The 21,325-nt window shown below is 70.8% G+C and carries 20 protein-coding genes and 1 pseudogene; 8 read left to right on the forward strand and 13 right to left on the reverse strand.

Annotation, left to right across the window (positions count from 1 at the left end; all coding sequences use genetic code 11):
• Positions 1–8: 8 nt before the first annotated feature.
• Positions 9–851, forward strand: a pseudogene (locus SPR02S_RS60400) (DMT family transporter); the annotation flags it as partial.
• Between the two features lie 45 nt (positions 852–896).
• Here SPR02S_RS60400 and SPR02S_RS23720 read toward each other — a convergent pair.
• On the reverse strand, positions 897–1,727 hold the full coding sequence (locus SPR02S_RS23720) for an alpha/beta fold hydrolase (protein WP_019059493.1): 831 nt from the start codon (positions 1,725–1,727) through the stop codon (positions 897–899).
• A 159-nt stretch (positions 1,728–1,886) separates the two neighbouring features.
• Here SPR02S_RS23720 and SPR02S_RS23725 point away from each other — a divergent pair, with 159 nt between their 5' ends.
• Both SPR02S_RS23725 and SPR02S_RS23730 read left to right on the forward strand, forming a co-directional pair.
• Complete coding sequence (locus tag SPR02S_RS23725) at positions 1,887–2,771, forward strand: RNA polymerase sigma-70 factor (RefSeq protein WP_019059494.1); 885 nt, start codon at positions 1,887–1,889, stop codon at positions 2,769–2,771.
• A gap of 239 nt (positions 2,772–3,010) precedes the next feature.
• Entirely contained in the window at positions 3,011–3,772 is a 762-nt protein-coding gene (locus SPR02S_RS23730) for a GntR family transcriptional regulator (protein ID WP_019059495.1), read from the forward strand.
• Positions 3,773–4,034: 262 nt separating this feature from the next.
• Here the strand turns inward: SPR02S_RS23730 and SPR02S_RS23735 are convergent, their stop codons facing one another.
• From SPR02S_RS23735 to SPR02S_RS23745, 3 genes are all read right to left on the reverse strand, one after another.
• Entirely contained in the window at positions 4,035–5,189 is a 1,155-nt protein-coding gene (locus tag SPR02S_RS23735) for an ROK family transcriptional regulator (protein ID WP_019059496.1), read from the reverse strand.
• 99 nt (positions 5,190–5,288) lie between these two features.
• Positions 5,289–5,951: a response regulator transcription factor gene (locus SPR02S_RS23740; RefSeq protein ID WP_019059497.1), complete on the reverse strand. Its 663-nt coding sequence runs from the start codon at positions 5,949–5,951 to the stop codon at positions 5,289–5,291.
• 14 nt (positions 5,952–5,965) lie between these two features.
• Entirely contained in the window at positions 5,966–7,120 is a 1,155-nt protein-coding gene (locus SPR02S_RS23745) for a sensor histidine kinase (RefSeq protein ID WP_019059498.1), read from the reverse strand.
• Positions 7,121–7,228: 108 nt separating this feature from the next.
• Here SPR02S_RS23745 and SPR02S_RS23750 point away from each other — a divergent pair, with 108 nt between their 5' ends.
• The 3 genes from SPR02S_RS23750 to SPR02S_RS23760 all read left to right on the forward strand — a co-directional run bounded on the left by SPR02S_RS23750 (position 7,229) and on the right by SPR02S_RS23760 (position 9,399).
• Entirely contained in the window at positions 7,229–8,149 is a 921-nt protein-coding gene (locus SPR02S_RS23750; RefSeq protein WP_019059499.1) for an ABC transporter ATP-binding protein, read from the forward strand.
• A 2-nt stretch (positions 8,150–8,151) separates the two neighbouring features.
• Positions 8,152–8,874 carry an ABC transporter permease subunit gene (locus tag SPR02S_RS23755; RefSeq protein ID WP_019059500.1) on the forward strand — a complete coding sequence of 241 codons (723 nt, stop codon included), beginning with the start codon at positions 8,152–8,154 and terminating at the stop codon, positions 8,872–8,874.
• An 81-nt stretch (positions 8,875–8,955) separates the two neighbouring features.
• On the forward strand, positions 8,956–9,399 hold the full coding sequence (locus tag SPR02S_RS23760; RefSeq protein ID WP_019059501.1) for a hypothetical protein: 444 nt from the start codon (positions 8,956–8,958) through the stop codon (positions 9,397–9,399).
• 4 nt (positions 9,400–9,403) lie between these two features.
• On the opposite strand, the gene mug is transcribed toward SPR02S_RS23760, so the two are convergent.
• Together mug and purB are read right to left on the reverse strand one after the other, a co-directional pair.
• Positions 9,404–9,949: a G/U mismatch-specific DNA glycosylase gene (mug, locus tag SPR02S_RS23765; protein ID WP_078622979.1), complete on the reverse strand. Its 546-nt coding sequence runs from the start codon at positions 9,947–9,949 to the stop codon at positions 9,404–9,406.
• On the reverse strand, positions 9,946–11,388 hold the full coding sequence (gene purB / locus SPR02S_RS23770) for an adenylosuccinate lyase (protein ID WP_019059503.1): 1,443 nt from the start codon (positions 11,386–11,388) through the stop codon (positions 9,946–9,948). Before purB ends, mug begins: the two co-directional genes overlap by 4 nt.
• Positions 11,389–11,668: 280 nt before the next feature.
• On the opposite strand from purB, the gene SPR02S_RS64945 reads away from it, so the two are divergent.
• Positions 11,669–12,277: a hypothetical protein gene (locus SPR02S_RS64945; protein WP_019059504.1), complete on the forward strand. Its 609-nt coding sequence runs from the start codon at positions 11,669–11,671 to the stop codon at positions 12,275–12,277.
• Positions 12,278–12,356: 79 nt separating this feature from the next.
• A complete protein-coding gene (locus tag SPR02S_RS23780; protein WP_019059505.1) occupies positions 12,357–12,914 on the forward strand; it encodes a hypothetical protein in 558 nt (185 codons plus the stop codon).
• Positions 12,915–12,967: 53 nt separating this feature from the next.
• On the opposite strand, the gene SPR02S_RS23785 is transcribed toward SPR02S_RS23780, so the two are convergent.
• From SPR02S_RS23785 to SPR02S_RS23815, 7 genes are all read right to left on the reverse strand, one after another.
• Positions 12,968–13,309, reverse strand: coding sequence for a DUF4326 domain-containing protein (locus SPR02S_RS23785; protein WP_019059506.1), 342 nt, complete (start codon positions 13,307–13,309; stop codon positions 12,968–12,970).
• A 6-nt stretch (positions 13,310–13,315) separates the two neighbouring features.
• A complete protein-coding gene (locus SPR02S_RS23790; RefSeq protein WP_019059507.1) occupies positions 13,316–14,098 on the reverse strand; it encodes an SGNH/GDSL hydrolase family protein in 783 nt (260 codons plus the stop codon).
• 708 nt (positions 14,099–14,806) lie between these two features.
• Complete coding sequence (locus tag SPR02S_RS23795; protein ID WP_019059508.1) at positions 14,807–15,820, reverse strand: hemolysin family protein; 1,014 nt, start codon at positions 15,818–15,820, stop codon at positions 14,807–14,809.
• Complete coding sequence (locus SPR02S_RS23800; protein WP_019059509.1) at positions 15,817–17,205, reverse strand: hemolysin family protein; 1,389 nt, start codon at positions 17,203–17,205, stop codon at positions 15,817–15,819. Before SPR02S_RS23800 ends, SPR02S_RS23795 begins: the two co-directional genes overlap by 4 nt.
• A gap of 149 nt (positions 17,206–17,354) precedes the next feature.
• Positions 17,355–17,780 carry a GNAT family N-acetyltransferase gene (locus SPR02S_RS23805; protein ID WP_019059510.1) on the reverse strand — a complete coding sequence of 142 codons (426 nt, stop codon included), beginning with the start codon at positions 17,778–17,780 and terminating at the stop codon, positions 17,355–17,357.
• Positions 17,773–18,684, reverse strand: a complete 912-nt coding sequence (locus tag SPR02S_RS23810; RefSeq protein WP_019059511.1) for an LLM class F420-dependent oxidoreductase — start codon at positions 18,682–18,684, stop codon at positions 17,773–17,775. Before SPR02S_RS23810 ends, SPR02S_RS23805 begins: the two co-directional genes overlap by 8 nt.
• Before the next feature lie 66 nt (positions 18,685–18,750).
• A complete protein-coding gene (locus SPR02S_RS23815) occupies positions 18,751–21,321 on the reverse strand; it encodes an ABC transporter permease (protein WP_019059512.1) in 2,571 nt (856 codons plus the stop codon).
• Positions 21,322–21,325: the final 4 nt, after the last annotated feature.

Below are 21,325 nucleotides of genomic sequence, written 5' to 3' on the forward strand. Positions count from 1 at the left end.
TCGCTGCCATGAACGCCACCGCCACCACCGCCCGCGGCGCCCCGCTCGCCGCCTTCGCCTGCGTCCTCGTCGGCGCGTCCTTCACCGCGAACAGCGTCCTGGGCCACTACCCGTACGCGGGCGGCCAGTTCCTGCGCTACGGCCTCGCCTGCCTGCTCCTCCTCCCATTCACCGGCAAGGACGCGACGGCCCGACTACGGGGACTCACGCCACGCCAATGGGCCCGTCTCGCGCTCCTCGCGGCCGTGGGCATGGTCGGCTTCAACCTGGCCGTCATCGCCGCCGAACGCAGCGCCGAACCGGCCGTCCCCGGCGTCTTCGTGGGCTGCGCTCCCGTAGCGGTCGCGATCCTCGTCCCCTTCCTGGAGGGACGCCGTCCACGACGGATCGTGCTCTACGGGGCGTCACTCGTCGCCGTCGGCGCGTTCACGGTCCAGGGGTGGGGCCGTACGGACGGCGCCGGAATCGCCTTCTCCGGGTGCGCACTCGCGGGCGAGGTGGGTTTCGCGGTGCTCGCGGTTCCCGTACTGCGGCCCCTGGGACCGCGATTGCTGTCGGCCACCGTGTGCGGTCTCGCCGCGGTCGAGGCGGCGACGGCCGGGCTGGTCCTGGACGGAACCGCCTGGCTGCGGCGCCCGGACGGCACCGAGGCCGCCGCGCTGCTGTGGCAGGCGGCGGTTGTCACGGTCGTCGGCTTCGTGTGCTGGTACATGGGCGTGCAGCGGATCGGCGCGGAGCGCGCCACGCTCTTCTCCGGCCTCATCCCGGTCGCCGCCGCCGCTACCGCGCCGCTCGTAGGAACGGGCTCCTACGGGGCCGCCCAGGCCGCCGGAAGCGCCCTCGTGGGTGCCGGAGTCGCCCTGGGATCGGGTGCGTTGGCGCTGCTGCCGCGCCGGTCAGCGGCTGCCGTCGAGGATGACGCGCGCGACCAGGGCCGGGTCGTCGTTCATCGGACAGTGCCCGCAGCCGGGCAGCCGCACCAGCTGGGAGCGGGGGATCATCTGCTTGGCGCGGACACCCTGGCGGCGCAGCAGCAGCCGGTCCTGGGTGCCCCAGGCCACGGTGACCGGGATGCCGGGGATGTCGTCGGTGAACAGGACGCCCGTACCGGCCCGGAGCGTGTCGTCGAACCCGGGGGCGTTGACCAGCGCGAGCGTCTCGGCGACCACGGCCTCGGGTGAACGGCGGCCCGGGCGGGCGTAGATGGTGCTGGTGAGCGCGGTACGGCCGACCACCGTGCGCGCCAGTTTCTCGACCAGCGGGAGCGGCATGCCGCGGGCGATCCGCCGCATGGTGAGCAGCACGGCGAAGGCGTACCGACGCTCGGCCTGGGACCAGAATCCGGCGGGGGAGAGGGCGGTGACGGACCGTACGACCTTCTCGCGGCCCAGCTCCAGGGCCATCAGACCGCCGAGCGAGTTGCCCGCCGCATGCGGACGGTCGAGCCCCAGCGTCTCGCAGAAGGCCCTGAACACGGCGGCCGTCGTGGCCAGGTCGTACGTCAGCCCCTCCGGGAGCGCGGGGGAGGCGCCGAACCCGGGCAGGTCCACGGCGATCACATCGCGCTCGGTCGCGAGGATGTCCACCACCGGGTCCCAGGCCTGCCGGTGGTGGCCTATGCCGTGCAGCAGGAGCAGCGGCTCGCCGCGACCCACGCGCGCGTAGGACACGGTCACGGTCTTCGGGCCCTGCGGAGTGGGGACCGGGAAGGAGACGGTGGCGGACATGGGGATGCTCCTCGTCTGGGACGCGTTGGCAGACGCCGTACAGGCCGTGTAGACAGCTTGTCAGCAACTGCTACTGACCGGTAGCCCCAAGTGCCGGGGACCTTGGGGCCCTACGGTTATCTGCTGGACAGGGCGGCTCCCAACGCGTGGGATGAGGTGGTGACCACCGACACGCCGACCGATGTCTTCGAAGAGCACCGCCCCGTCCTCATGGGGGTCGCCTACCGCATGCTCGGGCGGGTGGCCGACGCCGAGGACGTGGTCCAGGAGGCCTGGCTGCGCTGGTCCGCCGCCGACCGCGCAGAGGTCCGCGAACCGCGCGCCTACCTGGTACGCGTCACCACCCGCCTCGCGATCGACCGACTCCGCCAGGTCAAGGCACGCGGCGAGGCCTACGTGGGCCCGTGGCTGCCCGAGCCCTACGTCACCGACTTCGGGGACACCGTCCCCGACACCGCGGAGCGCGCCGTCCTCGCCGACTCCGTCTCCCTCGCCGTACTCGTCGTCCTGGAGTCGCTGTCCCCGGTGGAGCGCGCCGTGTTCGTCCTCAGGGAGGCGTTCGGTTATCCGCACGCCGACATCGCGGCCATGCTGGACCGGAGCGAGCCGGCCGTGCGTCAACTCGCCGGACGGGCCCGCAAACACGTCGACGAAGGGCGCCCGCGCTACGAGGTCGACCCCGCCCAGCGCCGCGAACTCACCGAGCGGTTCCTCGCGGCGGCGGCCGAGGGCGACCTGGCGGGCCTCATGGAGATGCTCGCCCCGGACGTCCGCCTCGTGGGCGACAGCGGCGGCAAGTCCAAGGCGCCGCTGCGGATCCTGGAGACCGCCGACAATGTGGGCCGCTTCCTGGTCGCCGTCGCCGGGAAGGGCATCCCGGAGATGTCGTTCCGCTTCCTGGAGCTCAACGGCGGACCCGCGGTACTGATCCTTTCGGGTGACACGCCCGACAGCGTCTTCCAGGTGGACGTATCCGCCGGACGCATCCGGTCCGTCTACATCGTCCGCAACCCCGACAAGCTTCGATCACTGGCTTCCGCTTAGCCGCTGCCCGGTCAGAGCCCCCGTTTCGCGACGGGGGCTCTGCTGTTACGTCACGAAGAACACCCAGTACGAACGCCCTGTGAACGCTCTGCGGCAGACGCTCTGTGCATTGCATATGACATGGAGGATTGGTCTTGACCAAGGGTGGGGGTCGCCCTATGGTCGCAGATAAGTGAAACAACCTTTAATAAACAAGGGCGCTAAAACGCCGCCGGAACACGGCGATTGCGGAGGACAGGGTGGGGACCACGCAGTTGGAATCGGTGCCGGAACCGAAGTACTGGCATCTCAAGACCGTGCTGAGTGAGGCACTGGACTCCGAGTTCTCCGTGGGCGAGATCCTGCCCAACGAACGAGACCTGGCGGCCCGCTTCGGCGTCGCCCGGGCCACGCTCCGGCAGGCTCTGGAACAACTCGAACTGGAAGGCCGGCTGCAGCGCCGCCGCGGAGTCGGTACGACCGTCGCGCCGCCGCGCGTGGGGGTCGCCGTCGGCACCGAGCAGCACGCCTGGCCGGGCGCCGGGGAGGACGCCTGGCAGTCCGTCGACTGCGTCCTGGCGGCCCCGCCGGCCGCCGTCGCGGACGTCCTGGAGACCGGTTCCGAGGAGCTGGTGCACACCGTAAGGCGCTCCCGGGTGAGCCACGGTCAGCCGGTCGCCGCCGAACTGCTCTACATCCCGGAGTCGTCGGTGCCCGACCTCTCCGCCATAGACACTCCGTCCGCGACGGCACGCGCGCGTGCCGTCCTGCGCGAGTTGCAGCGCCTCGAACTGGAGGGCCAGGACCGCGCCGTCGAACTCGGCTCGGCCCGCGCGGACGACGCCAAGGAACTGGACCGCCTCCCCGGGGCCCCGGTCCTCGTCGTCACGACCCGCTTCTTCGCCGAGGGCCGCACCGCCGCGGTCTCCGTCGCGACCTACCGCGCGGACACCTGCCGCCTGACCTTCGCCGACTCCGGCAACGTAGAAATCCACCACGGACCAGAACGCCAGGCCTCCTGACCGAGATCAGGGTTCATCCGTCGCGCCCCGGGAACTCCACCCGGGGCGCGACGCGTTTTCCGTGCTGGGCGTGCTGGGCGTGTTTTCTATGCCGGGCACGGCAGCGCCCCAAAGGGGCGCGGGGAACTGCGCGACCAGCCACGACGGCGCCGCAGCCGACACTCGACCAACGCAACCGGCCACGACGGACCCGCACCCAATACACGACCGTCGCGCCCAGCCACAACGAACCCGCACCCGGCACACGCCCACCCCGGCCGAGCTAGCGCCGCGTCACCGTGCCCTCGACCGCGAACAGTTGCTCCTCAACATGGTCAAGAGCCAACCGCAACGCCCCAGTTGCCGCAGCAGCCTCCCCGAGCAACGACAGGGCAACCTTCGGCGGCCGCAGGCAATACCGCGCCAACTCCCGCCGCAACGGCTCCAGTACACCGTCCAGCCCGGCAGCCCACCCACCCACGACGACCAACTCAGGATCGAGCGCCAGCACCAGCGCAGCGACATCGTGCACAAGGCGCTGGATGAACCGATCGACAGCCGCCATCGCCCGCTGGTCACCGTCCCGCGCCAGCGCGAAGACCTGAGCCACAGCCTGCTCGTCCAAGGGATGCAGCGGCTCGTCCGTGGTGGAGAGCAACGTCTCCGGAGTCACATCCCGCCCCAGCAGATGCAACGCGCCGATCTCACCGGCAGCCCCCCGATACCCCCGATGCAGCCGCCCCCCGATCAGCGAGCCGGCGCCCGGACTCAACCCGGCAAGCACCATCACCATGTCGTCGGACTCGGTGGCCGCACCCTTCCAGTGCTCGGCGACCGCCGCCGCGTTGGCGTCGTTCTCGACCAGAACAGGGCACTTGAAGGAACGGCTCAACCGCTCGCCCAGGTGCAGCCCCGTCCACTGGGGCAACGCCGTGCCCAGCCGTACGGTGCCGTCCGCCTCGACGATGCCCGGCGTGGCGACGCCCACCGCCCGCAGTGAACCGCGGGCGACCCCGGCCCGGCGCAGCAGCTCGGCGACCGCAGTCCGCAGCCGCTCCAGGCGCTCGTCCGCCGAAGCCGTCTCGTCGACGTCCTTGGCGATCGCGCCGAGCACCCGCCCGTCCAGGTCGGCGAGGAGCACGGCGACGCGATGTGCGCCGATCTCCAGGCCCAGCAGATGCCCGGCCTCGGCCCGGAACCTGAACCGCCGCGCGGGCCGCCCCTGCCGCCGTACAACGCTCTCGTCGGCCGCCTTCTCGACGACCAGCCCGGCATCCATCAGTCCCTCGACGACGCCCTCGACGGTCGGCCGGGACAGACCGGTCACCCGGGTGATCTCCGTCAGCGTGGCGCAGTCCGTGGCACGCAACGCGTGCAACACCACCGCGGAGTTGATCCTCCGCAGCAGCGAGGGGTCCCCGCCGGTCAGCCCCGCCAAGGTCTGTCCTCCCAGCTCGTGCGCGTGTTGGGCGGATCGTACTCGGCGCGGCGGACCGCGGCGAGAGCCGGGCGCCCCCGACCCACTCGCCCCACTGATTCACCCCGGCGCCACGAACCCCGACTCGTACGCCGCGATCACCGCCTGCGTACGGTCCCGCGCCCCCAGCTTCGCCAGTACGGCGCTCACATGGGACTTCACCGTCTCGGTCCCGACGACCAGCCGGGCGGCGATCTCCGCGTTCGACAGACCCCGCGCCATCAGCCGCAGCACCTCGGCCTCACGCTCGGTCAACTGGGCCCGCTCCATCACCGCGCGCGCCACCCGGTTCCCGCCGTCGTCGCCGTACTCGGCGGCCAACTGCCGTACGGAGGCCGGGAAAAGCAGCGACTCGCCCTCGGCCACCAGCCGCACGGCATGCACGATCTCGGCCGGCCGGGCCCGCTTCAGCAGGAACCCGGCGGCACCGGCCCGCAGCGCCTCGTACACGTACTCGTCGTTCTCGAAAGTCGTGATGACCAGGATCTTCGGCGGGTCCTCGACCGTGCGCAGCACCGCGCGCGTGGCCTCGATGCCGTCCAGGAGCGGCATCCGTACGTCCATGGCAACCACGTCCGGCCGCAGCCGCCGCACCAGCGGGATCACCGCCGCCCCGTCGGCGGCCTCCCCGACCACCTCGATGTCCGGCTGCGCCTCCAACACGGCCCGCAGACCCGCGCGTACGAGGGGTTCGTCATCGACCAGGAGCACGGTGACCGGCATCCGGCCAGCGTAGATCAGCCCAGGGGCAGCTCCGCGCGCACCTGCCAGTCACCCTCGTCGGGCCCGGTGTGCGCGTGCCCTCCGAGGAGTGCGGCACGCTCGCGTATGCCCCGTAGACCACTGCCGCGGCCCGGGCCCGGTATCGCCGCCGTCAGCGGATTGCGGACCTCCAGATCGAGGGTGCCGTCGGAGACCCGGATACGGATCCGCACGGGGACGGACCCCGCGTGCCGCAGCACATTGGTCAACGCCTCCTGCAGGATCCGGTACCCCTCCCGGGAGACCGGCCCCGACACCGTCTCCAACGGACCCGTCACCTCCGCGTCGACCTTCGCCCCGGAGGCCCGCGCCGACTCCAACAGCCGGTCGGCGTCCACCAGCGACGGCCGACTGCTCACCGGCCGCTCCGCCTCCCGCAGCACGCCCAACACCCGCTCCAGATCCTCCAGTGCCGCCCGACCGGTCTCCTCGATGGCACCCAGCGCCCGCTCGGTGAACTCCGGATCACCCGCCGCGCGGGCGGCGCCCGCCTGCACCACCGCCACGGTGAGCGCGTGACCGATGGAGTCGTGCAACTCCCGCGCGATACGCGTGCGTTCCAGCAGCTGCTCGGTGCGCTCCTCCAGGGCGGCGAGCCGCTCCGCGCGCGAGGGGCCGAGCAGGCGGCGGGCCAACAGAGTGGCCAACTCGCCGAGGCCGACAACGGCGGCGTACAGGGCGATCAGGGGGAGGGGTGCCAGCAGGGCGTACCAGCCGCTCGGTGTCGCCTCCTTGAGAAGTGGTACGTCGTCGGGCACGCGCCCGCGTGCGACCTCGATCAGCTGGAAGGCGATGATCGGCAGCCAGACGCAGGCGAACGCGGCCACCCAGCCCAGCACCATCCGGGCCTCCAGCCACAGCATGGTGCGGCCCCGGTCCCGCCAAGTCACCGACGGCGCCACGGAGATGCTCGGGTCCTGCTGACCCGGCGTCAGCAGCAGTTGCGCCTGTACTCCCTCACCGATCCGCACGGCCGGGATCAGGGCGACCGGGATCAGCGCGAGCGCGGGTGCGTAGGGGGTCGCCGGACTGATCAAGATCCACACGGCGGTGATCAGCATCGGCACCCAGAGGTGCAGCAGACGCGTGTACGTCGTCCCCCGAAGCAGCGGGCGCAGGAAGCGGGCCATTCCGACATCGTGACAGTCGGCACTGACAATCGGCCTCCCCCGGGCGGGGGAGAGGATCTCCACGGGCGGGGGAGGACCCAACCCCCTTGACCGACGAGGCTGTTGGCCATGACCAGCATCGACGTACGAGACCTCACCAAGGAGTACGGCACCCGGCGGGCCGTGGACCACGTCACCTTCGACGTCCGCCCCGGCAAGGTCACTGGCTTCCTCGGCCCCAACGGCGCCGGAAAGTCCACCACCATGCGCCTTGTCCTCGGCCTCGACCGCCCCACCTCCGGAACCGCCACCATCGGCGGCCGCCCCTACGCCGCGCTCACCGAGCCGCTGCGCCACGTGGGCGCCCTGCTCGACGCGCAGGCCGCGCACGGCTCCCGTACCGCCCGCGACCATCTGCGCGCCCTGGCGGCGAGCAACCGCATCCCGGCCGCCCGGGTCGACGCGGTGCTGGCGGAGTCGGGACTCGCGTCGGTCGCGCGGCACCGGGTGAAGACGTACTCCCTGGGCATGCGTCAGCGGCTGGGTATCGCCGGTGCCCTCCTGGGCGATCCCGAAGTCGTCCTGTTGGATGAGCCGTCGAACGGCCTCGACCCCGAAGGCATCGTCTGGATCCGGGAGTTGCTGCGCCGACTGGCGGCGGAGGGCCGTACGGTCCTGGTCTCCAGCCACCTGATGAACGAGACGGCCTCCTTCGCCGACCACCTCGTGGTTCTCGGCCGCGGCCGACTCCTCGCGGACACCCCGATGAGGGACTTCATCGACGCGCGCGTGCAACCCCACGTACGCATCCGTACGACGGACGCGGGCGCCCTCAAGAGCACCCTCGCCGAGCACGGTCTGGACGCGGTGGAGCAGGAGGAAGGCCACTGGACCGTGGCGCACGCACGCGTGGAGGAGATCGGCACCCTGTTGTCCGCAGCCGGCGTACCGATCCTCGAACTGACCTTCACCGAGGGCACGTTGGAGCAGGCCTACCTCGATCTGACGGCCACCGAGACCGAGTTCACCGCACCGCACCAGGAGGCCTGACGATGGCATTCACGCCTGTGTTCCACTCCGAGTGGATCAAGATCCGAACCCTGCGCTCACAGGTCGCGGCCCTAGCGACGATCGTCTTGCTGACGACACTCTTCTCCGCGCTCGCCGCGTCCGACACCGGAGGCGACGACTTCGACCCGCTGTTCGCGGTCTTCTTCGGTGTGGCCTTCGGCCAGATCGCGGCGATCGCCTTCGGCACGACCGCCGTGTCCTCCGAGTTCCAGGGCGGAGCGCTGCGGGTGTCGCTGGCCGCGGTGCCGCACCGGGGGCGCTGGTTCGCGGCGAAGGCGACGGCGATCGCCGTGCCCGTGTTCGCCGTCGGCCTGGTCACCGGAGTGGTGACACTGGCGGTCGGCAAGGCGGTACTGGGCGCCGAGGCCGACGGACTCGGCTGGGCGGAACAGGTGCGCGGCGTGGTCGGCTGCGCCGTCTATCTCACGCTGATGGCGTTGCTCGCGGCCGGTCTCACGGCGGTGCTGCGCAGCGGAGTGGCGACGCTGAGCATCGTCATACCGTTCCTGCTGATCGTGTCCTTCGTGGTCGGCGACGCGTCGAGCGACCTCGCGGACCTCCTGCCCGACCGGGCCGGCCAGGTGGCGCTCCACGAGACCTGGGACGGCGCGATGGGGCCGTGGACGGGACTCGGGGTGACGGCGCTGTGGACCGCGGCGGCGTTGGCGGCGGGGGCGTGGAGTGTGCGGCGCCGGGACGCCTGACCCCGGAAGTGCCGGAACGTTTGCCCCTGTGCGGGGCCTGACGCCCCGCCCATTGTCAGTGGGAGCGGGTTCACTGGAGGCATGAACATCACGCACTCGCTGGCGACGATCGGCCTGCTGTGCACCCGGGACTTCCCCGCGGAGCAGGGCAGGACGGACGTGGGCACGGGAGGACCCGGCTATCACATCGCGGAACTACAGACGAGCGGCGACTTCTGGGAGGACGACGGGACGGAGCGGGAGGGGACCGAGGCGCAGTACGAGATCGACCGCGAGGTACTCGGCGAGCGGCTGATCGAACGCTGGAGTACGCCCCAAGTCATCAGCCTGGAGAGCGCGTTCGAGCGGTCGCAGGACGGCGAGGACATACCGGAGCCCTGGGCCTCGCTCAGCGCGCACGTGCCGGACGTACACCTGTGGAAGCCACCGGAGACCGGCCGATGGATCGCCCTCGGCGTGTCCCAGTGGGACAAGGAACTCCCGTTCCAACTCCTGGCTGTCGTAACGGAGATGGACCCGCCGTGAGGGTCTAGTCCTGCGCGGCGACCCGCAGCCGGCCGAACTCCTCGGCCATCGTCGCCGCCGTCCAGTGCGCGTTCAGCCCGCTCGGATTGGGCAGCACCCACACACGCGTGTCCCCGAACATCCGCTCCTGCGGCCCCACTTGGGCCTTGCGGTCGTCGAAGGCGGCCCGGTACGCGGTCACCCCGAGGACGGCCAGCCAGCGCGGCTTCCACTCCGTCAGCCTCGACGCGAGGAGTCGCCCGCCCTCGCGGTACTCCTCCGCGCTCAGCTCGTCGGCCCGCGCCGTCGCCCGTGCCACCACGTTCGTGATGCCGAGCCCGTAGGACAGCAACTCCCCTTGTTCCGCGGGCTTCATGAGCCTCGGCGTGAACCCGGAGAGATGCAGCACGGGCCAGAAGCGGTTGCCGGGGCGGGCGAAGTGGTGGCCCGTGGCGGCCGTCATCAGACCGGGGTTGATGCCGCAGAACAGCACGGCGAGGCCGTCCGCGACGACGTCCGGTACGAGACGGTCGCGGGCGGCCTCCAGTTCGGCCTGGGTGAAGCGGGTCAGAGGATCGCCCCCGGGGTGTAACCCGCGGCCTCCGGGTGCTGCTTCGCGAGCTCCTCGACACGGGCGACGACGACGGCGACCTGGTCGGCCGCGGCACCGGTGAAGGACAGCTTGTCGGCCATCAGCGCGTCCAACTGGGCGCGGTCCAGCGGGATCCGCTCGTCGGCGGCGAGCTTGTCCAGCAGCTCGTTGCGCTCGGCGCCCTGCTCGCGCATCGCCAGGGCGGAGGCGACGGCGTTCTCCTTGATGGCCTCGTGCGCGACCTCGCGGCCGACACCCGCGCGGACCGCGGCCATCAGTACCTTGGTCGTCGCGAGGAACGGCAGATAGCGGTCCAGCTCACGCGCCACGACGGCCGGGAACGCGCCGAACTCGTCGAGCACGGTCAGGAACGTCTCCAGCAGCCCGTCGAGCGCGAAGAACGCGTCCGGGAGGGCCACTCGGCGCACGACCGAGCAGGAGACATCGCCCTCGTTCCACTGGTCGCCCGCCAGCTCGCCGGTCATCGACGCGTAGCCGCGCAGGATGACCATCAGGCCGTTGACGCGCTCGCAGGAACGGGTGTTCATCTTGTGCGGCATCGCGGAGGAGCCGACCTGGCCCGGCTTGAAGCCCTCGGTGACCAGCTCGTGCCCGGCCATCAGCCGGATCGTCTTCGCCAGCGACGAGGGCGCCGCCGCGACCTGTACCAGCGCGGTCACGACCTCGTAGTCCAGCGAGCGCGGGTACACCTGGCCGACCGAGGCGAACGCCTGCGAGAAACCGAGGTGAGTGGCGATCCGCTGCTCCAGCTCCGCGAGCTTCGCCGCGTCACCGCCGAGCAGGTCGAGCATGTCCTGCGCCGTGCCTACGGGCCCCTTGATCCCGCGCAGCGGGTAACGCCCGAGCAGCTCTTCCACCCGACCATAGGCGACAAGCAGCTCGTCGGCAGCGGTCGCGAAACGCTTGCCGAGGGTGGTGGCCTGCGCGGCCACGTTGTGCGAGCGACCGGCCATGACCAGCTCGCCGTACTCACCGGCCAGCTTGCCGAGACGCGCCAGAACGGCCACAGTACGGTCGCGCATCAGCTCCAGCGAGAGCCGGATCTGCAATTGCTCGACGTTCTCCGTCAGATCCCGGGACGTCATGCCCTTGTGCACCTGCTCGTGCCCGGCGAGGTCGTTGAACTCCTCGATCCGCGCCTTCACATCGTGCCGCGTGACCTTCTCGCGCTCGGCGATCGAAGCCAGGTCGACCTGGTCGAGCACCCGCTCGTAGTCCGCGATCGCCGCGTCCGGCACCTCGATCCCGAGGTCCTTCTGGGCCCGCAGCACAGCGAGCCAGAGCTGCCGCTCCAGCTTCACCTTCTGCTCGGGGGACCAGAGCGTGGCGAGCTCGGTGGAGGCGTAACGTCCAGCGAGGACGTTCGGGATGCGGGGCTTGGCGGCAGCGGAAGTCACGTGTACGGAGTTTACCCGGCGTCCTTGAGGGGTCCGGACCGTCAGTTCGGTCCGGAGATCCCAGGTCAAGGACGCCCCGGGCAGGCGGCCGCGAGATGTGTGTGATCGCGAGCCGGGTGTGAGAGGTCGACCGTAGCGGTCAGGCCCCATCGGCATTGCCCCTGAGACCGCACGTCCGCCTCCGACTCGATTGGGTGATTACCCCCAGTAGGCGGAAACCGCACGCTGTCTTTACAAGTCACACATCTCGCATTCATCAGCGAGCACCTCAGGGGGACACATGAGCAACCAGCCGCCCTACCCGTCACAGCAGCCCGGTTGGGGCAACGGTCAACAGCCTTACGGGCAGCCCCCGTTCCAGCCGCAGCCCCCGAAGAAGCGCTCGGTCGGGAAGGTCGTCGGCCTCGGCTGCCTCGGCATCGTCGGTCTGTTCGTCGTCATCCTCATTGCTGTCGCCGCCATCGGAGGCGGCAGCAGCAACAACGACTCCAGCGGCAGCGGTAACTCGAAGAGCACGGCACCCGTCGGCAAGAGCTCCGACAAGGCCGGCGATACGAAGAAGAACGACACCAAGAAGGACGCCACCGACGGCAAGGTCGTCTTCAAGGTGTGGGGCACCGCCCCCGCCGGTGCCCTCGGCGGTCTCGACATCGGCTACGGCTCCGACTCGGACACGCGTAAGGGCACGTTCCAGGACGGCAAGTTCGAGGCAACGCTGACCCTCCACAAGGGCGCCCTGTACTACAACGTTCACGCACAGCTCCAGGGCTCCGGAGACATCAACTGCTCGGTCACGGCGGACGGGAAAACGAAGAAGGGTCACGCGTCCGGCGGCTACAACATCTGTACCGCGCAGTTGAGCAGCAACTTCACCGGGGGCTGGTCGTAGCCGGTTGTGCGGGCGTTGCCGGATCCCGTGGATTCCCCGGCGCCCGAACACGAACGGAACGACTGGCCCTGGGAGGACCATGACTGCGACCAGCGTGCCGTCGACGCCGTCGATGCCGCCGAACAATCCGTCGCAGGCGGCGAAGAAGTCGCGCACCAACCTCGTCATCATCGGCTCGGCCGCCGCCGTCATCGCCGCCATCGTGGGCACCGGCGTGGTGGTCGTGGAGTCCCGGACCGATGAAAGCAAACCGGCCGCCACTGCCCAGCCGAAGGCACACGACGAGGACACCGTCACCGCGGCGAAGCCGGAACCGGAGCCGACGTACAGCGAGGTCGACGCCGACAGTTTCACGATGGGGCTGAAGATCACCTCGCGGCAGTGCTTCGGGTCGGCGGGCTGCAACGTGACGGTCGAGCCCGACCTGACCATTCTGGGTGACGGCGCGGGGATCGATCCGGACGCCGTGTACGACGTCACCTACGAGATCCACGGCGATGAGTCCGGCCCGGTCATCGCGACGGCTGAGCTGTCGGACCGGAGGAGCCTGAATTACACGCCGTCCATGATCAGTACTGCTTCGGCGGGCACGAAGGTGTCCGTGGAGATCACGGAGGTCTCGGTTCAGGGGGGATGAGGAGCCGCAGGTCGATCGTTCGGCTCGGCGGAGGCAACGAGACTCACCTCACCTCACGCCCCGCCATCAGCAAGCTCAGCCAATACCCCCGCGTGGCACAGCAGCGGCGCACACCAACAAGCCAGCACCCGCCCCCGCAACGCCGGCACCAGCTCCAGCAGATCAGGCCGCCCCAGCAGATACGCCCGATACTTCGCCATCACCTCCGCGCGCGTGCCGTCCCGGCGGCGCGTGGGGGTGTCGTAGGCGAAGGGGTTGTAGAGCGGGTGGCGGGGGAGGTCCCAGCCGCCGAGGGTCCAGCGGCGGCCGACGTAGACGATGTCCCTCGGGGCGAGTTCGAGGCGGGGGCCGTACTCGTGGATGTGGCCCCTGACGTTGATCACCCGCGTGGTCATGGGGAGTTACGCCGCCGGGCCCTCGTAGGGAAGTAGATCCGGGCGCTTCGGGGAGAGGCCGTCGCCGGAGGAGCGGCCGGTGAGGCGGCGGCCGATCCAGGGGAGGAGGTACTGGCGGGTGAAGCGGGCGTCCTCGACGCGGCGGGCGGTCCAGTTCGGGGGCAGGGTCGGGGGCATCGGGGTGCGCCACTCCGGGTCCTCTGGCTCGTAGCCGAGGGTCTGCCAGACCGCCTCGGCGACCCGGCGGTGGCCCTCATCCGTGAGGTGGAGGCGATCGACGTCCCACGCGCGCGGGTCGCCGAGCGAGGGGGCGCCGTACAGGTCGACGACGAGGGCGCCGTGGCGGGCGGCGAGGTCGTCGACGCAGGCGAAGAGTTCCTCCATGCGAGGGCGGAAGCGCTCCAGGACCGGGCCCTGGCGGCCGGGGCTGCGCATCAGCACCAGGTGCTTGCAGGCCGGGGTGAGGCGTTCGACAGCCTCTTCCAGGAGAGCGCGGACGCGGCCCATGTCGCACTTGGGGCGCAGAGTGTCGTTCAGGCCGCCCACCAGGGTGATCACATCGGGCTGCATGGCGGCGGCCGGGCCGACCTGCTCCTCGACGATCTGCGCGATCAGCTTGCCGCGCACGGCGAGGTTGGCGTACCGGAAGCCGGGCGCCCGGGCGGCCATCCGCCCGGCGAGGAGATCGGCCCAGCCCCGGTACGTGCCGTCCGGGAGCAGGTCCGACATGCCCTCGGTGAAGGAGTCGCCGATCGCGACAAGGCTGGTGTGCGTGGGATTCGTCTGCATGGCGACGAAGAGGATATCCCGCGTCCATACCCGCCGGTAGGTCGGCCTCCACCGGCCGCCACCAGCGCCCGTCCGGCTTCGAAGCCACGCCTGCCTGGCTTCGACCGGCGCCTGCCTGGCTTCGACCGGCGCCTGCCTGGCTTCCGGCCGTGACCGCCCGGCTTCGACCGCCGCCCGCCCGGCTTCCGGCCGTGACCGCCGGCCTTCCACCGGCGCCCACCGGCCTTCCACCGGCGCCCGCCGGTCCTCCACCGGCGCCCACCGGCCCTCCAAGCCGCGTGCCCGGCCTTCACCAGCGTCTGTCGGTCCTCCAAGTAGCCCGCCTCCGGACAGTGGGCCGCTCCGCAGGACGTGCAGCCTCTGCCGCAGTCGCCGTCCGTGCACAGCCAGGCCACGGTGACCTCCCTGCCGTCCGACGGCTTCGCCCCACCCGCACCCGGCCTCCACCAGCGCCCGCCCGGCCCCCGGTCGAGCCCGCCCAAGCCGCGTCCGGCTGGCCGCCGCCAGCCCTCACCCGGCCTCCGGCCGAGCCCGCCCTCCACCAGCGCCCGCCCAGCCTCAGACCGCGCCCGCCCGGCCCCCAAGCCGCGGCTGCCGGCCTCGAAGCCACGCGCCCGCCCGGCCGCCACCAGTACCCACCCGGCCGCTACCAATACCCACCCGGCTTCCACTGGTACCCGCCCGGCCTTCGCGGGCACCCTCCCCGCCCTACGCCCGCTGCCCGAACAGCTCCCGCAGCACGTCCTCCATGGTCACCAACCCCGTCAGCCGCCCCTCCTCGTCCAGCACCGCCGCGAGATGCGTACGGCTGCTGCGCATCGCGGTGAGGACGTCGTCCAAGGGGGTGTCCTCCTTCACGTTCGCGATGGACCGCATGTCCTCCGCCTTGAACGGCTCGTCGCGCGGTGAGGCGTCCAGCGCGTCCTTGACGTGGAGGTAGCCGATGATCCGGCGCTCGTCGTCCACCACCGGGAAGCGGGAGAAGCCGGACTCGGCCGACAGCACCTCCAGCTCGGCCGGGGTGATGCCGGCGACCACGTAGTCGACGCGTTCGAGGGGGAGTACGACATCCCGCACGGGCCGCCTGCCCAGCTCCAGCGCGTCGTTCAGCCGCTCCAACGCCCGTTCGTCGATCAGACCCGCCTCGCCGGAGTCCCGTACGATCCGGGCCAGTTCGGCGTCTGAGAAGGATGCCGTGACCTCGTCCTTGACCTCGACCCGCAGCAGTTTGAGCAGGGTGTTGGCGAACGCGTTGATCGTGAAGATCACCGGGCGCAGCGCCCGGGACAGCGTCACCAGCGGCGGTCCGAGGACCAACGCGCTGCGCACCGGCTCGGCCAGGGCGATGTTCTTCGGCACCATCTCGCCGAGCAGCATGTGCAGATAGGTCGCCACGGCCAGCGCGATCACGAAGGACACCGCGTGCCCCGCGCCCTCCGGCACGCCGACCGCGTGGAACACCGGCTCCAGCAGATGCGCGATCGCCGGTTCCGCGACGATGCCGAGCACCAACGTGCAGAGCGTGATGCCGAGTTGGGCCGCGGCCATCAGCGCCGACACGTGCTGCAGACCCCACAGCACGCTCTTGGCCCGCCGGTCGCCCTCCTCGGCGTTCGGCTCGATCTGGCTGCGGCGCACCGAGATCAGCGCGAACTCGGCGGCCACGAAGAAAGCGTTGACGACCAGCGTCGCCAACCCGATCAGCAGTTGTACGGCGGTCACAGCTCCCCCTTCGCGGAGTCGGAACCAGATCCGGAACCAGATCCGGAACCAGATCCGGAATCGGTGTCGGAATCGGCGTCGTCGAGCGGCGCGTGCAGCAGCAGCCGCGCGGCCCTGCGCCCCGACGCGTCAACCACGTCGATCCGCCAACCAGCGACCTCGACGACGTCCCCGACCTCCGGAATCCGCCCCAGCTCAGTTGCCGCCAGCCCGGCCAGCGTCTCGTACGGCCCCTCCGGCGCCCGCAGTCCCACGCGCGCGAGCTGGTCCATCCGGGCGGCACCGTCCGCCGAGTACAGCGTCCGGCCGGCGTCGTCCGCCCCGGCCGGAGCCAGGTCGGGTGTCTCGTGCGGATCGTGCTCGTCCCGCACCTCTCCTACGACCTCCTCGACGATGTCCTCCAGGGTCGCGACCCCCGCCGTACCGCCGTACTCGTCGATGACGACGGCCATCGTGCGCTTGCCGGACAGCCGGTCCAGGAGGCGGTCCACGGTGAGGGACTCCGGGACGAGGAGGGGTTCGCGCATCACCTCGGAGAGGGGGAAGCGGGCCCGTCGGTCGGCCGGTACCGCCAGGACGTCCTTGATGTGGACCGTGCCGACGACCTCGTCGAGGTTGCCGCGGTAGACCGGGAACCTCGACAGCCCGGTCGCCCGGGTCGCGTTCGCCACGTCCTCGCAGGTCGCCTGGGCGTCGAGGGCGACGACCTGGACGCGGGGCGTCATCACGTTCTCCGCGGTGAGATCGGCGAGGTTGAGCGTCCGTACGAACAGCTCGGCGGTGTCCGGCTCCAGGGCGCCCTCCCTGGCGGAGTGCCGGGCCAGCGCGGCCAGCTCCTGCGGCCCCCGCGCGGAGGCCAGCTCCTCGGCCGGCTCCAGGCCGAAGGCCCGCACCACGTGGTTGGCCGTGTTGTTCAGATGGCTGATGAACGGGCGGAACGCGGCACTGAACCAGCGCTGCGCGTTCCCCACCCGCTTCGCCACACTCAGCGGTGACGAGATCGCCCAGTTCTTCGGCACCAGCTCGCCGACGACCATCAGGAACACCGTCGACAGCGCTGTACCCAGCACCAGCGCGACGGACTTCGACGCGGAGTGCGAGATGCCCAGCGATTCCAGCGGGCCCGCGATCAGCGCGGCGATCGACGGCTCGGAGAGCATGCCGACGACCAGGTTGGTGACGGTGATGCCGAGCTGCGCCCCGGAGAGTTGGAACGTCAGATTCCGTACGGCCTTCAGGGCGCCCGCGGCGCCCCGCTCGCCGCGCTCGACCGCACGCTCCAGCTCACCGCGCTCGACGGTGGTCAGCGAGAACTCGGCCGCGACGAAGGCACCGCAGAGGAGCGAGAGCAGGATCGCCACCAGCAGCAGAAGCACTTCGGTCATCGGGTCACCTCCGTCCCATGATCGGACAGGGCAGGGAGGTTCGCGCGATGTCGCGTACTGGGGGGCTCGCCCATGGGCGGACGCTCACACCTTTCGTGGAGTTCTGGAACTGCGAGTCGTCCGCCAATAGTAAAGGATGAGCAAAGTGATCAGGTGGTGAGATGCTTCACCCAGCGCCGCCACTGTTCCTCGGGTGCGTACCCCGCCGCGCGCCACGCATGCTGTCCGGTCTCGTTGCGCTCCAGCACCATCGCGTCCCCGCGCCGCCCGCCCAGCGCCACGAACCGCTCCTCGGCCGCCGTGAGCAGCGCCGAGCCGATGCCCTGGCGGCGGTGCGCCGGGTGCACGGCCAGCCGGTAGAGGTGGCAGCGCCAGCCGTCGAAGCCGGCGATCACGGACCCGACGAGCCGTCCGTCGCGTTCCGCGAGGATCAGTGCGTCGGGGTCCCTGTCGATGAGCCTGGCCACGCCGTCGCGGTCGTCGCTGATGCTCGTGCCTTCGGCGGCCTCGCGCCAGAAGGTCAGGACGGCGTCGATGTCGGGGAGGGCCGCGCTACGGATGTGAAGATCACTCATGGGGCGAGCCAAGCAGAGGGACGGCGGGCGTGACCAGTGGGTTTCGGCGCAATTCCGCGGCCACCGGCGCGAACGCCTCCATGTACGGCTCCAGCACGGTGAGATACGAGAAGCCGTACCGGTCGCGCAGCGCGCGCACCTTCGCGGTGATCTCGTCCAGGGTGCCGACCAGGAAGACGGGCAGGTCCAGCACCTGCTCCAGGGTCAGGTCCGGCCGGCGGTCCAGCAGGGGGCGGAGCGCGCCCGCGGGGTCGTCCGTCACGGCCACCACCTGGATCAGGAGGTTGAGTTCGGCGGGTTTCTCGCGGCCGGTGGCGAACTCCCGGTACCGGGCGACGCGTTGGCCGAACTCGACGGCGTCGACCGGGGCCAGCCTGCCCGTCGTACTGCCAGGTTCCAGGCTCGCGCCCGTGAATGCCGCGATGTCCGCGTGCTCGGCGGTCAGCCGCAGCATACGGTCGCCGTTGCCGCCGAGGAGCAGCGGTACCCGGCACTCGGCGGCGTCCAGCAGTCGCCCCAACTCCTCGATGGTGTGCCGCAGATGGTCGATGCGCTCGCCCGGCGAACCGAAGGGCAGGTCGGCCGTGTCGTGCTCCGCCTGTACATAGCCGGTGCCGAGGCCGAGTTCGAGGCGCCCGCCGGTCAGGTCGTGGGTCGTCGTCACCTCGCGGGCCAGCAAAGTGGGGTTCCAGAAGCCCGCGTTGAGCACGAACGTGCCGACCCGTGGCCGCTCGGTCGCCTCCGCCGCAGCGACCAGCGCCGGGAACGGCGCGACCATCCCCAGGTGATCGGGGACCAGGATCACGTCGTAGCCGAGCTCCTCGGCCCGGCGGCATCTGGTGCGCCACTCGGCGGCGGGCGCGGACGTGAGCAGGCTGACCCCGAAGCGGAACGGGCGCGGCATGAACTCTCCTCGCAGACAGGTGACCTGACTGAGCGTCACATGGTGTGAGTTGCTGTCGCGATTCCATCACTCGTGAGCGATCGCCGCCAGCACGTTCATCCGGGACGCGCGGAGTGCCGGGAGCAGGGCCGCCACGATGCCGACCACCGCCGAGCCGATCACCACCGCGACGATCGTGGTCCACGGAATCGCGAGCGCCGTCATGCCCTGGAGGGCCAGGACTTGTTGTGCGCAGACGCCCCACACCAGGCCCAGTCCGAGCCCGAGTACCGCGCCGAACACCGCGATCACCACCGACTCCAGCCGGATCATCCGCCGCAGTTGGCGCCGCCCGAGCCCGATCGCGCGCAGCAGGCCGATTTCCCGGGTGCGCTCCACGACCGACAGGGCAAGGGTGTTGACCACGCCGAGCACCGCGATGACGATGGCAAGCCCGAGCAGCGCGTACACGAGATAGAGCAGGACGGCGATCTGGTCGTGGACCAGCTTCTTGTAGTCGGCCTGGTCGCGGACCTGCACCTGTGGATAGGGCTTCAGCGTCGTCTCCAGCGCCGTGCGGAGCTGGTCGGCGCCGGTGCCGGAGGCGGCGTTCACGTACAGCGAGGAGTCCTGGCCGGTCGGGACGTACTTCTCGACCGTGGCGATCCCGAAGAACAGCCCGCCCTGCGTCCCGAAGCCACCCGAGGCGCCCTGGTCGCTGAGGGCGCCCACCGTCAGCCGCGTGGTGCGGCCGCCCGGGAACTCGACGGGGAGCACGCTGCCGATCCGTACCCCGTGCTTCTTCGCGAAGTCGACGTCCATGGCGAGGTGCCCGGCGGCGAGCGCCGAACTCGTGCTGCCCTGCGCGTACTTGATGTGGGCGACGTCGTCGAGCGGGGTGTCGTAACCGGCCGCCGTCGTCTCCACCCGCCTGCCGTCCGGCAGTCGGACCGCGAGGGGCGCGAAGCGGGCCCGTACGACGAGACCGACGCCCTGGGTGGCGCGCACATGGTCCGTGACCTCCTTGGAGAACGGCAGGAAGTTGCCGTTCTGGATCACGAAGTCGGCGCCCAGGGTCTTGTCGATCTGCTGGTCGAAGGACTTGGACATGGACGCGCTCGCCACCGACATACCGCCGACCAGGGCGAGCCCCACCATCAGGGCCGCCGCGGTGGCGCCCGTACGGCGCGGGTTGCGCAGGGCGTTGCGCTGGCTCATCCGGCCGACCGAGCCGAACAGGGCGGGGAAGGCGCCGCCCAGCACCCGGATCATCGGGCGGACCAGGAGCGGGCCCGCGATCACGGTCGCGATCAGGGTGAGGACGATGCCGAGGCCCAGGAGGGAGGAGGACGAGGCCGTGCTCGTCGCGGCGGCGCAGCCCGCCAGCGCGGCCACCCCGATCGCCCCGACGATCGAACCCACGACCGCACGCACCTTCAACGGCCGCCCCACGCCCGCGACTTCGGCGTCCGCGAGGGCCGCCATCGGGGAGACGGTCGCAGCGCGCCGGGCCGGGAGATACGCGGCGACGAACGTGACGCCCACACCAACTACGTAGGCCGCCACCGGAGTCGGCCAACCGACCACCATCTCCGTGGTCTTGAGGTTCATCCCGAACGCGGTCATCAGCTTGATCAGCCCGGCCGCGAGCCCGATTCCGGCCGCCAGACCGAGAGTTGAACCCACCAGTCCGAGCAGCAGTGCTTCGGTGAGCACCGACCGCCGCACCTGCTTGCGGTCGGCGCCCAGGGCACGCAACAGGCCCAGTTCGCGGGTGCGTTGGGCGATCAGCATCGAGAACGTGTTGACGATCAGGAAGACGCCCACGAGGACCGCGATGCCGGCGAAGCCCAGCATCACGTACTTGATCACGTCGAGGAAGCCGCCCAGATCGGCGGCGGCCGATTTCGCCTGCTCGTCGGCGGTCTTGATGTCGTACGTACCGGCGGAGTCGATCGCGGCGGTCACCCGCTGCTTGAGTACGGCGTCGTCGACACCCTTCGCCGCGTCCACCGAGATGCTCGTGGCGCGGTCGGGTGCGCCGAGCAACTGGTCCTTCGCGGTGGCGGGGTCGAGGAAGACCAGCGCGGCACCCGGGTTGGTGGTGGTGAAGGTGGCGATGCCGACGATCTGAACCTTGAAGCTGCCGGGCTGTGCCTGCACGGTCAGGGTGTCGCCGATCTTCACGTGCTTGTTGTCGGCGGTGTCCGCGTCGAGGAGTGCCTCACTGGCGCCCTGCGGAGCGTGTCCCGAGGTCAGTTTCACCGGGCTGCGGTCGGTGAGGTACCAGTCGGTGGCGATGGTGGGGGCGCCCGTGGTCGGGCCGACCGACTTGTTCCTGCTGTCGACGACCACGATGTTCTCGACGGACACGTCGGCATGGGTCGAAGCGACCCCGGCCACCTTCGCCACCTGCCCGGCCAGCGCGGCGGGCACGGTCTCGGTCGCGCCGGTGGGCACCGAGGACTTGAGGTCCTGCTTCGGCTCGACGGTCACATCGGCGGAGGTGGATGCGAAGAGCCGGTCGAAGGTGCGCGTCACCGTGTCGGAGAAGATCAGACTGCCGGCCACGAACGCCACCGACAGCACGACGGCGAGCGCCGAGAGCAGCAGCCGTCCCTTGTGCGCGAGGAAGCTCCGGAGGGTCGCCTTCAGCACGGGT

The organism is Streptomyces prunicolor NBRC 13075 (assembly GCF_000367365.1).
Lineage (GTDB): Bacteria > Actinomycetota > Actinomycetes > Streptomycetales > Streptomycetaceae > Streptomyces > Streptomyces prunicolor.

Bases quoted from the DNA above. Each gene is read 5' to 3' on its own strand.
- SPR02S_RS23745 (WP_019059498.1), bottom strand. From the start codon at position 7,120: ATGGCCCGCTTCCTGCGCCCGCTGCTTCGGGGGACGACGTACACGCGT.
- SPR02S_RS23810 (WP_019059511.1), bottom strand. From the start codon at position 18,684: ATGCCGCGCCCGTTCCGCTTCGGGGTCAGCCTGCTCACGTCCGCGCCC.
- SPR02S_RS23780 (WP_019059505.1), top strand. From the start codon at position 12,357: ATGACTGCGACCAGCGTGCCGTCGACGCCGTCGATGCCGCCGAACAAT.
- SPR02S_RS23760 (WP_019059501.1), top strand. From the start codon at position 8,956: ATGAACATCACGCACTCGCTGGCGACGATCGGCCTGCTGTGCACCCGG.
- SPR02S_RS23720 (WP_019059493.1), bottom strand. From the start codon at position 1,727: ATGTCCGCCACCGTCTCCTTCCCGGTCCCCACTCCGCAGGGCCCGAAG.
- SPR02S_RS23750 (WP_019059499.1), top strand. From the start codon at position 7,229: ATGACCAGCATCGACGTACGAGACCTCACCAAGGAGTACGGCACCCGG.
- SPR02S_RS23790 (WP_019059507.1), bottom strand. From the start codon at position 14,098: ATGCAGACGAATCCCACGCACACCAGCCTTGTCGCGATCGGCGACTCC.
- SPR02S_RS23740 (WP_019059497.1), bottom strand. From the start codon at position 5,951: ATGCCGGTCACCGTGCTCCTGGTCGATGACGAACCCCTCGTACGCGCG.
- SPR02S_RS23800 (WP_019059509.1), bottom strand. From the start codon at position 17,205: ATGACCGAAGTGCTTCTGCTGCTGGTGGCGATCCTGCTCTCGCTCCTC.
- SPR02S_RS23805 (WP_019059510.1), bottom strand. From the start codon at position 17,780: ATGAGTGATCTTCACATCCGTAGCGCGGCCCTCCCCGACATCGACGCC.
- SPR02S_RS23755 (WP_019059500.1), top strand. From the start codon at position 8,152: ATGGCATTCACGCCTGTGTTCCACTCCGAGTGGATCAAGATCCGAACC.
- SPR02S_RS64945 (WP_019059504.1), top strand. From the start codon at position 11,669: ATGAGCAACCAGCCGCCCTACCCGTCACAGCAGCCCGGTTGGGGCAAC.
- SPR02S_RS23785 (WP_019059506.1), bottom strand. From the start codon at position 13,309: ATGACCACGCGGGTGATCAACGTCAGGGGCCACATCCACGAGTACGGC.